The organism is Arsenicicoccus sp. UBA6765, from assembly GCF_002453335.1.
In the GTDB taxonomy this organism is placed as follows: domain Bacteria; phylum Actinomycetota; class Actinomycetes; order Actinomycetales; family Dermatophilaceae; genus Arsenicicoccus; species Arsenicicoccus bolidensis.
In genome coordinates, this window is sequence record NZ_DKGR01000041.1 from 176,207 (window position 1) to 189,358 (window position 13,152).

General features: G+C 73.2%; 10 protein-coding genes. 6 read left to right on the forward strand and 4 right to left on the reverse strand.

Features of this window, described 5'->3' with window-relative positions; all coding sequences use genetic code 11:
* Positions 1-12: 12 nt before the first annotated feature.
* Positions 13-3,168 carry a hypothetical protein gene (locus tag B4K29_RS11915; protein WP_286967403.1) on the reverse strand — a complete coding sequence of 1,052 codons (3,156 nt, stop codon included), beginning with the start codon at positions 3,166-3,168 and terminating at the stop codon, positions 13-15.
* Here B4K29_RS11915 and B4K29_RS11920 point away from each other — a divergent pair.
* The 4 genes from B4K29_RS11920 (at position 3,167) to B4K29_RS11935 (ending at position 9,809) form a co-directional block, all read left to right on the forward strand.
* On the forward strand, positions 3,167-3,340 hold the full coding sequence (locus B4K29_RS11920; RefSeq protein WP_156911132.1) for a hypothetical protein: 174 nt from the start codon (positions 3,167-3,169) through the stop codon (positions 3,338-3,340). The genes B4K29_RS11915 and B4K29_RS11920 overlap by 2 nt on opposite strands.
* 78 nt (positions 3,341-3,418) lie before the next feature.
* Entirely contained in the window at positions 3,419-6,079 is a 2,661-nt protein-coding gene (locus tag B4K29_RS11925) for a carboxylate--amine ligase/circularly permuted type 2 ATP-grasp protein (RefSeq protein ID WP_029210556.1), read from the forward strand.
* A complete protein-coding gene (locus B4K29_RS11930) occupies positions 6,079-7,863 on the forward strand; it encodes an N-acetylglutaminylglutamine amidotransferase (protein ID WP_286967405.1) in 1,785 nt (594 codons plus the stop codon). The genes B4K29_RS11925 and B4K29_RS11930 overlap by 1 nt, the downstream gene beginning before the upstream one ends.
* A complete protein-coding gene (locus tag B4K29_RS11935; RefSeq protein ID WP_286967407.1) occupies positions 7,845-9,809 on the forward strand; it encodes an alpha/beta hydrolase family protein in 1,965 nt (654 codons plus the stop codon). The genes B4K29_RS11930 and B4K29_RS11935 overlap by 19 nt, the downstream gene beginning before the upstream one ends.
* Here the strand turns inward: B4K29_RS11935 and B4K29_RS11940 are convergent.
* The 3 genes from B4K29_RS11940 to B4K29_RS11950 all read right to left on the reverse strand — a co-directional run bounded on the left by B4K29_RS11940 (position 9,739) and on the right by B4K29_RS11950 (position 11,563).
* Entirely contained in the window at positions 9,739-9,969 is a 231-nt protein-coding gene (locus B4K29_RS11940; RefSeq protein ID WP_239262419.1) for a hypothetical protein, read from the reverse strand. The two genes, B4K29_RS11935 and B4K29_RS11940, sit on opposite strands and share 71 nt — an antisense overlap.
* A 242-nt stretch (positions 9,970-10,211) precedes the next feature.
* Positions 10,212-10,454 (reverse strand): hypothetical protein, encoded by a 243-nt coding sequence (locus tag B4K29_RS11945; RefSeq protein ID WP_239262421.1) that lies wholly within the window; start codon positions 10,452-10,454, stop codon positions 10,212-10,214.
* A gap of 425 nt (positions 10,455-10,879) precedes the next feature.
* Positions 10,880-11,563: a type IV toxin-antitoxin system AbiEi family antitoxin domain-containing protein gene (locus B4K29_RS11950; protein WP_286967411.1), complete on the reverse strand. Its 684-nt coding sequence runs from the start codon at positions 11,561-11,563 to the stop codon at positions 10,880-10,882.
* 450 nt (positions 11,564-12,013) lie between these two features.
* Between B4K29_RS11950 and B4K29_RS11955 the strand changes: the two genes are divergently transcribed.
* Together B4K29_RS11955 and B4K29_RS11960 are read left to right on the forward strand one after the other, a co-directional pair.
* Positions 12,014-12,796, forward strand: a complete 783-nt coding sequence (locus B4K29_RS11955; RefSeq protein ID WP_070709208.1) for a hypothetical protein — start codon at positions 12,014-12,016, stop codon at positions 12,794-12,796.
* Between the two features lie 51 nt (positions 12,797-12,847).
* On the forward strand, positions 12,848-13,152 hold a 305-nt coding region (locus B4K29_RS11960; protein ID WP_286967413.1), incomplete at its 3' end, for a hypothetical protein.

Consider the following 13,152-nt stretch of genomic DNA (forward strand, 5'->3'; position numbering starts at 1 on the left):
GGCTTGGCCGCCTCATGCCGTGTCCCCCTCGCGCAGCAGGCTCGACCAGCTGCGCGCCGGCGGCCGCAGCGCGAGCAGCCCGGTCAGCCACAGCGCGGCCGCCAGCGCACCGGCCGCTGCGACGACCTGGCCCCAGGGCACGACGGGAGTGGTGCCGGCCCCCTCGACGGACCAGGCGGGGATGACGACGACGGCGGCGAGCAGCCCGACCGCGGTGCCCGTCAGGACCGCGACGAGCACCTGGGCGAGCTCGCTCCCCCACACGGATCGGCGCAGCAGCGCGGCAGGCACCCCGAGCGCGTGGAGGACCGCCCGGTCGCGCTGGCGGGCCCGGGCCGCCGCCGCCGTCCCCGCGAGACCCGCGACGACCGCGAGCGCTGCGCTGGCCGTCAGCAGCAGGGCGAGCACACCCCGCAGGGCAGCGGGGGCTACGTCGGAGCGGAGTCGGGCGAGCGTCTCGGCCTGCGTGGCGACGGTGAGGACCCCGCCCTGCCCGGCCTGCGGCGCGGATGCCGGGTCGGGGACGCGCGTCCCCCACACCTGCCCGGGCTCGAGGGGTGGGAGCAGGAGGTCGGCCCCGGAGCTCCCCCTGGCACCCGTGGTCTGCAGCGTCCGCAGGTCCACCAGAGCAGCGCGCTGCGCATCGCCTTGGCCAGGGACCCGGTCGACCACCCGAGTCACGCGCAACCGGACCGTGCGACCGGCGACCGGCAGCTCGACGGTCTGCCCCGGCCGGGCCTCGAGGGCCTCTGCGAGTCCGCGCGAGAGGACGGCGGGGACCGGGTCGACGCGCGGCTTCGCCACCACCGCCTCGGCGCTCAGGCCTCGGCTGCCCTCGGTCGTGGTGGTCAGCGGGACCGGAGCGGGCAGCAGGGAGGTGCGCGACCCGTCCGGCCGGCGGACGGTGAGGGAACGGAGGGTCATGTCGGCAGGGGGATAGAGCATGGTGGCGGAGACGAGCTCGAGCGGCTCGGGGACAGCGCGCCCCACACCGGTGCCGAGGGTGCCGCGATAGCTGACCTGGGTGCTCGGCGTCCCGGCAGTGAGCGCGAGGGCGTGGCGGTAGCCCTCGCCGTCGTCGAGCAACAGCTGCAGCTCGGGCAGGCCGGACCTGTCCTCGAGCGACTCCAGGGTGCCGACGACCGTGGCCTCGAGGGTGAGCGCGCCCGCGGGAGAGGGCGCGCCCGCGGGAGAGGGCGCGCCCGCGGACAAGGGCGCGGTGGGCTGGACCGACGGTGCCGCCGACGTGGTGGCCGATGGTGCAGACGTGGTCGTGGCCGAGGATGTCGACGGGATCGCAGGAACGGGGGGCGGGGCAGGGGCGGCTCGCAGGCCGTGGAGGGTCGACTGCCAGGTGTCGTGCTGGGCGCGCGCGCCGGCGGGGTCGGGCACCAAGGTGGGGTCGGCGATCACGGCGTCGCTCAGGTCGACGCCGAGCAGCGTCGCCTCGGCACCGCCGACTCCCGTGACCTGCTCGGACCACACCGAGGTCGTCGTCCCGCCCAGGCCGCGGGCGACCTCGGCCGCGTGGCCCGCGTCGGGCGCCAACGTGACCACGACGGGCGCCGGGACCTCTCGCACCGCCCGGTCCTGGATCAGCTGGTCGTTGCTGGCCAGCTGGGTGACGGTGAGGGCTGCCACCGCGGCCGTCACCACGGCGAGAAGGCGGGTGCCGAGGCTCTCGGGCGAGGGATGACGGGTGCCCCACGCGGCCCAGGCGGCAGCCAGGCCACGAGATCGCCCGGCCGCGCGCGCGACGAGTCGGCCGAGCACGGGGGCGAGGCGCATCGCCACGAGCGCGAGCCCGAGGACCACCAGCGCGGGCGCGACCACGGACAGCGCATCGGCGCGCTGCTCGTCCCCGGCTCCCCGCAGGCGCCACCAGGCCAGGGCCGCCAGCAGCAGCAGGACGGCGTCGATCATGCGTGAGGTGCGACCGTGACCCCCGACCGAGCCGGCCAGCGCCGTCAGGGTGACGACCAGCATCGCCGCGATCGTGGCCCCGAGGGCGACGACCCAGGTCATGACGGTGGGCTCGACCCGGTCGGCCCCCGGCAGGACGCGCGCCAGCACAGGGGCCAGCAGCGCGGCCAGGACACCGGCGGGCAGCACGGCGGCGGCCGCCAGCCCGGCCAGCACCCCGACCTGCCCGGGCGACGCGCCACGAGTGCGCAGGAGCCGGTCGCCCCGCTCGTTGACCGCCCCGAGCAGCAGGCCCGTCAGCCCCAGCCCCACCAGGGCGACGAGCACGAGCAGGGCCGTCGGTCCGGCGATGGCGGCACGCGTGCGGACACCGTCGGCGACGGCCCGCTCGAGGGTCGCCGGCAGTCCGGTCCGCACCGCGAAACCGTCGAGCAGGGGCGCCTGCTCGAGCGCGGCCACGGCGTGACGCACGGGCGGCTCCAGCCCCGACGCGTCCGCAGGAGGCACGATCCGCCAGGTGGCCGTCGCTCCTGCGCCGAGCGCGGGCACCGTGTCGCCCGAGACCAGCAGCGGCCCCACGGTGCGGAAGTCGCCCTCGCTGATCCCCGCCCCACGGCGCGCGTCGTCGGCCCACCCTGGGGTGTCGGTGGCTCGAGTCCGGTAGGTGCCGCTGATCCGCAGGCGGGGTGGGTCCGCCTGCGTGGCCACCAGCCGGCTGAGGGCGAGGGTCTGCCCCACGCGCCACCCCAGACGCTCGGCCGCAACCTGCGGGACCGCGACGTCGCCGTCCGAGGTGGGCCAGGCCCCGCTCACCAGCGTGCTGCTCGCGACGGCGCCCGGGGCGTGCCCCAGCTCCACCCGCAGGTTGGCGGCGGCGCCCGCCACGGCGTAGCCGGACGAGGTGACCCACCGGGACACCTGGGCGCCCGGGATGCGTGAGGCGGCGGACCGCACCACGGCGTCGGTCTCGGCCAGCCCTCGGGACACGGTGCCGCTCACGACGACCGAGCGGTCGTCCAGCGGCGCCTGCCGCAGGGCCGAGGTGCGCGCGGCCCGGTCCGCGGAGTCCGCGTGGACCTGCGCCGTCGCGGCGGCCAGGCACGCGACGAAGGTGCACAGCGCGACGGCGAGCACGGCGGCAGGGCGATGGCGGACACGGCGCAGCGCAAGCCCCACCAGCACCCCGAGCGACCGCATGACGTCCTCCCCGAACCCGACGCACCGTCGCGTCGGTCCCTGCATCATGCCAGCCCCTGCCGACACACCCTCGCGCCCGCCGTGTGGCCCGGCCCTGGTCTTCAGCGCCGCCGACGGGTCGCTGCGCTGCCTGGTCCTGGAGGTGCGCGACGGACTCGTCCGCACCGTCCAGCTCCACGGCAACCCGGCCAAGCTCGGTGCCCTCGACCGGCCGGCCTGAGCGGGCACGGCGCACGAGGGACGCAGGCCGACACGATTTCGCAACGCGCCCGCAACATGCGCGTGGAAGCCTCACGCCATGGACAGCGCACGATCCAGCGGGCAGGCCCAGACCCGGCACTCCCCCCAGGCGACGCAGACGTCGCAGCCGCGGACCCGGCCGATCCGCAGGCTCGGGGTCGAGGAGGAGTTCCATGTCGTGGACCTGACCACGCGCCGGCTCGCCGCCAAGGCCCCCGAGCTGCTCGAGGCGCTGGCCGACCGCACGGAGTACGTCGCCGAGCTCCAGCAGTGCGTCGTCGAGGTCAACTCGGCCGTCGTCACCGATCTGGACGAGCTGCGCGACGAGCTGCTCCGCTGCCGGGAGGGCCTGGTGCAGGCGGCGACGCCGCTGGGGCTCGGGATCGTGGGGGCCGGCTCCCTGCCGCTGTCGGCGCCCGACGAGATCGACGTCACCGAGACCCCGCGCTACCGGCGCATGCTGGCGGACTACCAGCTCCTCACGCGCGAGCAGCTGATCTGCGGCTCGCAGGTGCACGTCGACGTGGCCGACCTCGACGAGGCCTGCCTGGTCGCCGAGCACGTGGCCCCCGACCTGCCCCCGCTGCTGGCGCTGTCCGCGTCCTCCCCCTACTGGTCGGACGGGGACGACACGGGCTACGCCAGCGTGCGGAGCCTGGTCTGGAGCCGCTGGCCCACGACGGGCCTGTCGAGCGGGGCCCGCTCCGCCGCCGAGTTCGACCGGCTGGTGGCCAACCTCGTCGACACGGGCGTGATCAGCGACCCGGGGATGATCTACTTCGACGTCCGGCCGGCCGCGCGCATCAGCACGATCGAGCTGCGGATCTGCGACAGCTGCCCCTCCACCGACACCATCGTGCTGGTCGCCGGCCTGTTCCGGGCCATGGTGGACCGGGCCGTCGAGACGATCGCCGCGGGCGTCCCCCCGCTCGACCTGGCCCCCGTCGTCGGCCGCGCCGCGTCCTGGCGGGCGGCGCGCTCGGGGCTCGAGGGCGACCTCGTCGACCTGCGCTCGGGCCGCACCGCCCCGGCCCCCGAGATCATCCGAGACCTCGTCGCCTCGCTGGAGCCGTGGCTGCGCGCCAACGGCGACTGGGAGCTCGTCGACGGGCTGACCACCGCCGCCCTGCTGCGCGGCAGCTCCGCCGCCCGCCAGCGCCGGGCACGCCGCCGCCGGGGCCGGCTCACGGACGTCGTCGACCAGCTCATCGCCGAGACCGCCCGTGGCGTCGCGGCCCCGGTCGACGGCACCGAGGACCTGCTCGAGTCCTACCGGCCCCGCGAGGGGGCGGCCCCCGCGGCCTACGACGAGGCCGTCGACGAGTCCGGTGCACCGCGCCCGCCGTATGCCGACGTGGTCGCCGCCTTCCAGCGGCTGGGGACCCGGGGGCTGCGCCAGCGCGACTACGCGATCGTCGACCTGCAGCGCGCCGACGGCCTGACCTTCCGCCTGCGCGACCAGCCGCAGCCCCAGGTCTTCCCCGTCGACCTGATCCCCCGGATCGTGTCCGCGTCCGACTGGGAGCACATCAGCGCCGGCGGCGAGCAGCGGGCGCGGGCGCTCGACGCCTTCCTGCGCGACTGCTACGGCGAGGGCGCGATCTTCGCCGACGGCGTGATGCCCCGCGAGCTGCTGGACCGGGCGCCGGGCTACCGCTCCAGCGGGCGCCTCGGCGGGCCGGGCGTCCGCAACCACGTCAGCGGCCTGGACCTGGTCAGCGACGGACCCGGACGCTGGCGGGTGCTCGAGGACAACCTGCGCGTGCCCTCCGGGGTCGGCTACGCCATCGCGGCGCGCGCCCTGATGCGCCGGTTCGTGCCCGAGGTGTTCCCCCGCGGCATACGGCCCGTCCGTCCCGTCCCCGAGCTGCTGCGCGACACGCTGTCCGCCGCCGCGCAGGGGGGCGCCGCCGAGCCCGGCGAGATCGCCATCCTCTCCTCGGGCCCCACCGACTCCGCGTGGCCCGAGCACACCGGGCTGGCCGAGGCCATGGGCGTCGACGTGCTCACCCCGAGCCAGGTGTGGTTCGAGGACGGGCGACTCATGCGGCAGCGTGCCGGACGACCGGCCCAGGTGCGCGTGGCCTACCTGCGGATGGACGAGGACCTGCTGCTGTCGGCGGGAGGCCGCGACGGCCAGCCCCTGCGCGCCGGGGTCATCGAGGCGCTGCACCGGGGCACCCTGACGCTGGCCAACGCCCTCGGCAACGGGGTGGGCGACGACAAGGCCGTCTACACCTTCGTGCCGCACATGGTCCGCTACTACCTGGGCGAGGAGCCGATCCTGGACCAGGTCCCCTCCTGGCTGTGCGCCGACGCGGACTCCCGCGAGCACGTCCTGGACCACCTGGGCGAGCTCGTCACCAAGCCGATCGACGGGCACGGCGGGCTCGGGGTGCTCATCGGGCCGGACGCCACGTCCGCCCAGGTCGCCGAGCGGCGGCGCGAGATCCTCGCCAACCCCGAGCGCTACATCGGGCAGGAGCTGGTCGACCTGTCCACGCACCCGACCTTCGATGGCAACGCCCTGCGGCCGCGGCACGTGGACCTGCGGGTGTTCGTGCACCTGCGACGGCGCAGCGGCACCCGCGAGACGGAGGCGATCACGATGCCGGCCGCGCTGAGCCGGTCCGGGGCGGAGGGCAGCAAGATCGTCAACTCCTCGGCGGGTGGCGGCAGCAAGGACACGTGGATCATGACGGACGGGGAGGAGCGCTGATGTGCGGCATCTGCGGTGAGGTCAGGTTCGGCGAGCGAGGTGCTCGGCCCGCGGACGTCGCGGCGGTCGAGACGATGACCGAGGCGATGGTCGCGCGCGGTCCCGACAACGGCGGGGTCTGGGCCCAGGGGCGGGTCGCCCTGGGGCACCGGCGCCTGTCGATCATCGACCTGTCGCCCCGCGGCTCCCAGCCGATGGTCGACGCCGAGCTCGGCCTGTCGATGGTGTTCAACGGCTGCATCTACAACTACCAGGAGCTGCGCGCCGAGCTCGAGGGTCACGGCTACCACTTCTTCTCGCACGCCGACAGCGAGGTGATCATCAAGGCCTACCACCGCTGGGGGCCGGACTGCGTCGGGCACCTGACCGGCATGTTCGCCTTCGCGATCACCGACGTCGACACCGGCGTGCTCACCCTGGCCCGGGACCGGCTCGGGATCAAGCCGCTCTACCTCTCGCGCCGCGGCGACCGGCTGCGCTTCGCCTCGTCGCTGCGCGCGATCGTCGACGCCGGCGACGTGGACGTGTCGCTGGACCGGGTCGCGCTGCACCACTACCTGTCCTTCCACTCCGTCGTGCCCGCGCCCCGCACGATGTTCGCCGGCATCCAGAAGCTCCCGCCGGCCACCGTCCGGACCTACCAGCCCGACGGCCGCTACACGGACCGCGTCTACTGGGAGCCGTCGTTCACCCGCCGCGAGGACCGCGCCGACTGGGACGCCCGCGACTGGGGCGACGCGCTGCTGGACTCCCTGCGCACCGCCGTCGAGCGACGCATGGTCGCCGACGTGCCCGTGGGCGTGCTGCTGTCCGGCGGCTTCGACTCCAGCCTGGTCGTGGCGCTGCTCGCCGAGCAGGGGCAGCAGGACCTGCAGACCTTCAGCATCGGCTTCGACTCGGCCGGGGGCGAGTCCGGCGACGAGTACTCCTACTCCGACCTGATCGCCGCCCGCTACGGCACCGACCACCACAAGATCCACGTCGACACCAGCCGTCTGCTGCCGGCCGTCCCCGGCACCCTCGCGGCGATGAGCGAGCCGATGGTCAGCCACGACTGCATCGCGTTCTACCTGCTCTCCCAAGAGGTCTCGCGGCACGTCAAGGTCGTGCAGTCGGGCCAGGGCGCGGACGAGGTGCTCGGTGGCTACGACTGGTACCCCCCGCTCCTGGACGTCCCCCGCGACCGGACGACCGAGGCCTACCGCCGGGTCTTCTTCGACCGCAGCCACGACGCCGTGGGTGCCCTGCTGCACCCGGACTACCGCCTCGACCACGACCCGAGCTGGGCCTTCGCCGCCGCCCACCAGGCCGCTCCCGGCGCGGACACCTCCGTCGACGCCGCCCTGCGCCTGGACACGCAGGTCATGCTGGTCGACGACCCGGTCAAGCGGGTGGACACGATGACGATGGCCTGGGGCCTGGAGGGCCGGGTGCCCTTCCTCGACCACGACTTCGTCGAGTTGGCCGGCTCCTGCCCGCCCGAGCTCAAGCTCGCCGGGGGCGGCAAGGGGGTCCTCAAGGACGCCGCCCGGTCGATCCTGCCGGTCGAGGTCATCGACCGCACCAAGGGCTACTTCCCCGTCCCCGGCATCCGCCACCTCGAGGGCGAGGTGCTCGAGCTGGTCCGCGACACCCTCGGCTCGTCGGCGGCGCTCGACCGCCACGTCTTCGACGCCGACGTGCTCGACCGGCTGCTCGCCGATCCCAACACGACCCGCACGACCCTCGGCTCCAACGAGCTGTGGCAGCTCGTGACCCTGGAGCTGTGGCTCCAGACCTTCTGACCGTGATGGAGCTCTCCGGCCGCCCCACCCACGGGGCGTCCGTCGCCCCCGACGGCCGTGCCCTGGCGCACGTCGTCGACGTCGACGGCTATCCCCGAGCGGTGCAGCGCTTCCTCGAGGGGGCGCGCGCCGGCACCTGGCGGCCCGTCCGGCTGCCGGTCGACGGACCGGTCACCCGCGTGCGGCACTCTCCCGACGGTCTGTGGCTGGCCTGCCAGGTCGCGCCGTATGGCGGGGACCGCTCCCAGGTGTGGGTCGTCACGACCGACCCCGGCGACCCGCAGGCGTGGCGCGCCGACGACGATCGCGACGGGTCGGCGGAGCTCGTCGGCTGGGACGGCACGCGGATCCAGGTCACCGCCGAGCGGGAGGACGGCTCCGGCGAGTCTCGGCTGGTCGACCCGCAGACGCTCGGCGTCGAGGTCGTCGACCGGCGGGCCGAGGGCCGGTTCGTCGACTCGTGGGGCGGCGCGTCGTTGGTGCGGGTGGGCGGGCGCGGCGACCGGTCGCTGCGCCTGCTGTGGGGCGGCGAGGACACCGCGCTGCTGCGCCCGGACCCCGGCTCGGTCACGGACGCCGCCGCGATCCTCGACGACCACCGTCCCCGGCGCCTGCCGTCACGATCGGGCTGGTCGGAGCGGCTGCCCCCGCACACCTCGTGCCCGTCGGAGAGCCGCGAGGGCTATCTGCGCGTCGTGGTCCGCACCGACGTCGGGGGCGACCGGCAGCGGCTGGCGCTGCTCACGGTGACCGGCCGCGGCGTCTCGGAGCGGGTCCTGATGGCTCGTCCGGACGCGGACGTCGAGGAGTTCTGCGTCAGCGAGGACGGCACCCGGGCCGCGGTCCTGTGGAACGTCGACGGCGGCCGCAGCGAGCTCGCCCTCGTCGAGCTGGTCGACGGCACCGTCCACGAGGCCATCCCCCTGCCCGGGTGGGTCGCCACCGAGCCGAGCCTCAGCGCCGACGGCTCGATCCTGGCCCTGACGGTCGAGAGCCCCGACCGGGACCGGTGCGTCGAGATCCTCGACCTGCGCACCCGCAGCTGGGTCTCGCAGGCGTGGGTCGACGTCGACGGCGCCACCCGCGACCCGCAGGCCGTCCTGCCGGAGCTGCTTCGCACAACGACGCGTGACGGCACGGAGGTGTCGTCCTGGTGGCACCCGGCGCGGGACCGCCCGGTCGACGGGGGCGGGCCGGTCGTCATACACCTGCACGGCGGGCCCGAGGGCCAGGAACGTCCCGGCTGGTCGCACCTGTATCCCGTGCTCCTGCGGGCCGGCATCTCGGTCTGCGCGCCCAACGTCCGCGGGTCGGGAGGCTTCGGGCGGGCCTACTCCCACGCCGACGACGTCGGTCTGCGGTGGCGGGGCGTCGACGACGTCGAGGACGTCGTGGGGGACCTCGTCGCGCGCGGCCTCGCCGACCCGGACCGGGTGGCGTGCGTGGGCTGGTCGTATGGCGGCTACCTGACCCTCTCGTGCCTGGCGGCACGACCCGGGCTCTTCGCAGCCGGGGCGAGCATCGCGGGGATGAGCGACCTCGGCACGTTCTACGCCACCACCGAGCCGTGGATCGCGCGGGCCGCCCTGCCGAAGTACGGCCACCCCGTCCACGACGCCGAGCTGCTGCGGACCATCTCGCCGCTGCGGCTGGCCGACCGGATCGACGCGCCCGTGCTGCTGGTGCACGGCGCCCACGACGCCAACGTCCCGCCGAGCGAGTCGCAGCAGCTCGCCGAGGCGGTGCAGGCGGCGGGCGGGACCGCGCGCTGCGAGATCGTGCCCGACGAGGGCCACGAGATCGTCCAGCCCGCCCGGCGTCGCGCGGCGGCCGAGCTGGTCCGGGACTGGACGCTGGCGGCCTTCGCCGCGGCGGTCAGCCCTGCCGGTGCGCCGTCACGAACGGGCAGGCGAACGGGTCCCGGTCACCCAGCCCCACCCGGTTGAGGTGCCGCACGACGATGCCATAGGACTCGAGCAGCCCGGCCTCGGTGTAGGGGACGCCGTGCTCGGCGCAGTGGGCGCGGACGAACGGCGCCCGGCGCAGGTTGCCGCTTGGCATGCTCGGGAACAGGTGGAGCTCGACCTGCAGGTTGAGGCCGCCCATGAGCCAGTCCACGGTCGGCCGCCGCGGATGTTGCGCGAGGTCAGGACCTGGCGGGAGAGGAAGTCGATCCTCGTGCCCCGCGGGACCAGCGGCATCCCCCTGTGGTTGGGGGCGAAGGTCGCGCCCATGTAGACGGCGAGGACGGCGAGCTGCACGGCGAGGAAGGCTGCACCCGGGCCCGGCCCGAGCAGGGTGGGGACCAGGCCCGGGAGCACGGCCAGCCGGATCGTCAGGAGCACGGCCTAGGTCCCGCGGTGGCTGAGCTCGCCGTCCTGGACGACGGTGCGGACCGCGTCGGCGTGCAGGCTGAGGCCCTCGAGGGTGAGCAGGGGAAAGAACAGCCACCCCTGGCGAGCGGTGAGCCAGCCGCTCAGGCCCGTGCGCCGGGCGGCGTCGTCGGGGGTGAAGAGCAGGACGCCGGGCCGGATGTCCTCGTCCGCCCCGACCTTGTTGGGGTTGGCGTGGTGGCGGGAGTGCTTGCGCATCCACCACCGTGACTCAGGCCCGCGACCAGGGTGGCGACCAGGCGCGCGGTCCCTCGTTGGCGGCGTCCGTGACGAAGATCTGCCGAGGCCAGTGGCGAGGCGGGGGCAGCAGCTGCTGCGGCGCCGGCCGCGGCAGCGGTCTGGTGATCCCGGCGCCGGGCCAAGAACCCTGACCGGATGCCGGCCCACGCGCCGCGCCCGCCCAGCCCGGGGTTGCCCCGGCCGACCCCGGCACGCTCCAGGCGGTACTCCACCTCGGTGTTGACGATGTACTCGTGTCCGTAGACGCTCATGACGGTGCCCTTCTCGGGTGGTGTCGCCGGTCCTTCCGACACCTCCCCACTGGGCTCCTGAGGTAGGCCCCCACATCGGACGGATGCCCTATCCCCACCTCCGACCCCCCCTCAGATCCGACCACCGAGGCGCTACAGCAGGACCTGCAACGCTGCCCGGACGGCCGGTCGGGCCTTGGGGAGGTTCTCCGCCATCGACGGCAACGTCGCTGGGCTGCTGCCCTGACGCGCCAGCCATCGTCTGAGGACTGCGTGAGCGAGGTCGGCACCCCAGTCGTGTCGCAACCGGAAGACGTCGAGAATCGTGCGCTCCGGCGAATACAGCCCGATACGCCCGCCCCCGGGCAGCGACTGCTGGGTCCGGCCGACCTCGAAGGTGGCCGGGTCGAAGCGGTGCCAGCGCACCGGCGAGATCGTGATCCTGGGGGGCTGGCTGCCCCGCGACAGGGCGATGTCGCTCCTCGTGGGGATCTCGTCCGTCAGGTCGTGGATGGACAGGGCAGACAGCAGGCAGATGGTGGCCTGCGGCTTCTTCGCGGTCGCGGCAATCAGAGCGGCGGTCGTGTCAGCCGTCAGCCCTGTCCTGATGAAGGCGCCTGGCGCAACGCGTTCAAACTCCGCCTGCGCCACGAGCTGCTCCAGGCCATGCCGGCTGAGCCCGTGGCGGGACAGGTCGCCATACGCCAAGAAGTCCGGGAGCTGCCGCTCTGCCATGATCACCCACCTCAGCAGAAAGCAGGCCACATCATCCCAGTGTGTACGCGATTCTGCCGCCTGGCTGGGTGCGTCGTCAGTCCTCGACGTGCGCAGAGACACCGTTCCAATGACAAAGGTCCCGGGAACTTAGCGTTCCCGGGACCTTGTGGTCGGGCTGACAGGATTTGAACCTGCGACCCCTTGACCCCCAGGCGTCCAGACGGTGCGATCGAGACCGAAATTCGCGTGATTCCGGACCTCAGATCATGCTGAGCACGTCACGAGATGCATGGTTCGCATGATTTTGGTCCCCAATTGGTCCCCCTCCCCGAAGGCGCGCGGGAGCCTGAAAAGGAGCTTCGTTGGCGCGCAGATGGTCAGAGATCCGGCCGACACGCTCTTCGCTTCGTCAGCGGGCGTGACTTCGATAAGGGGGTTCTTGCCCTTCTCCCCCGCGACGCACCAACAGCCCGCCGACCGATGCTCAGCGACATGCATGAGCGAGACTGATCCCCTGCGGCATCGTCGTGGTCGCCCCGAGGTGTCGGCGGTGGAGGAGATAATTTGGCTGTGATCAAACGTCCACCGGATCTCATGGCGCAAATCGAGCGTGACCTTCTCGATGAGAAACCGCTCGACACTCTGCTCCGCAAACTCATCCTGCTCGGCGGAAGCGCAGGCTCACCCGAGCTTCGCAACTGGGCGTCGGTAGAGCTCCGCGGCTACGGGCGGGACGCGGAGCTGCCCCTGTACCGAACTGTGTCCGCTCCGCTGCAAATCGACGGCACCGTTCCAGGCGGGATCGTGCGCCACGAGACAATCGGCGCGATGGACATTCCCGACTTCGCTCGCGACGAAATCAACGAGCAAGTTCCACTTCGAATGGGCGTGAGCGAGATCCACAGCATGGTGGATCAGCACCGAACCGACAGAATGGTCAAGCTCCAGCCACCGGGTGCTCCCGACCTCGTCACCTATATGAACGGCACCCGGGAGATGAACGGCCACATCACTGCGCTCTACTGGAGCGTCAGCACTATCGCGCTCGCAGGCGTGCTCGACCAGATTCGCACTCGCTTAGCCGAACTCATCGCCGAGCTGCGCTCCGCAACCCCACAGGGCCAGAACCTACCAACCCCAACGCAGGCAGCCAACGCCGTGAACTTCGTCATCAACGGGCGCGGGAACCGCGTGAGCATCGCACAGGCCGCGGACGGCAGCACGATCACTGCTGCCCCCGAAGAAGCGAAGCCGCGCTTCTGGACGCGAGCAAAGCTCGTCGGTGCAGCGGCCGTTGGACTCGCCACGATCGCAGGAACGGTCATCGCGGCACTCCAACTGCCGATCTGGTGAGGTAATCGAGAGGAAGCCATGACCACGCATACACCCCGAACAGTCACGTCCGTGCTGGCGGAAGTGGGAACCGACAGCGTCACCATTACGTGGGGGCTCGGAGAGCCAGTCGATGTCGGCGATGTCGAGTTCTTCGGCTATGGCATCTATTACTACGACCCGACCGGCAACGGCGGAAAACGACTCGGCGTTCGCTTCGGCGACGCGATCACGGCGTGGGTCTTCGACAACGCCAGTGCCACCCAGGCTAACTACGAGGCCTCGTCCGTCACGGCCACGAAGGACGCCGTGACGGTGCACTTCCACGACGCAAGTCTGGGCCTGGACGCGGTGGTGTCAACGTCGGCTGAATTCTG

Bases quoted from the DNA above. Each gene is read 5' to 3' on its own strand.
- B4K29_RS11925 (WP_029210556.1), top strand. From the start codon at position 3,419: ATGGACAGCGCACGATCCAGCGGGCAGGCCCAGACCCGGCACTCCCCC.
- B4K29_RS11930 (WP_286967405.1), top strand. From the start codon at position 6,079: ATGTGCGGCATCTGCGGTGAGGTCAGGTTCGGCGAGCGAGGTGCTCGG.
- B4K29_RS11920 (WP_156911132.1), top strand. From the start codon at position 3,167: ATGCCAGCCCCTGCCGACACACCCTCGCGCCCGCCGTGTGGCCCGGCC.
- B4K29_RS11945 (WP_239262421.1), bottom strand. From the start codon at position 10,454: ATGCGCAAGCACTCCCGCCACCACGCCAACCCCAACAAGGTCGGGGCG.
- B4K29_RS11940 (WP_239262419.1), bottom strand. From the start codon at position 9,969: ATGGGCGGCCTCAACCTGCAGGTCGAGCTCCACCTGTTCCCGAGCATG.
- B4K29_RS11915 (WP_286967403.1), bottom strand. From the start codon at position 3,168: ATGATGCAGGGACCGACGCGACGGTGCGTCGGGTTCGGGGAGGACGTC.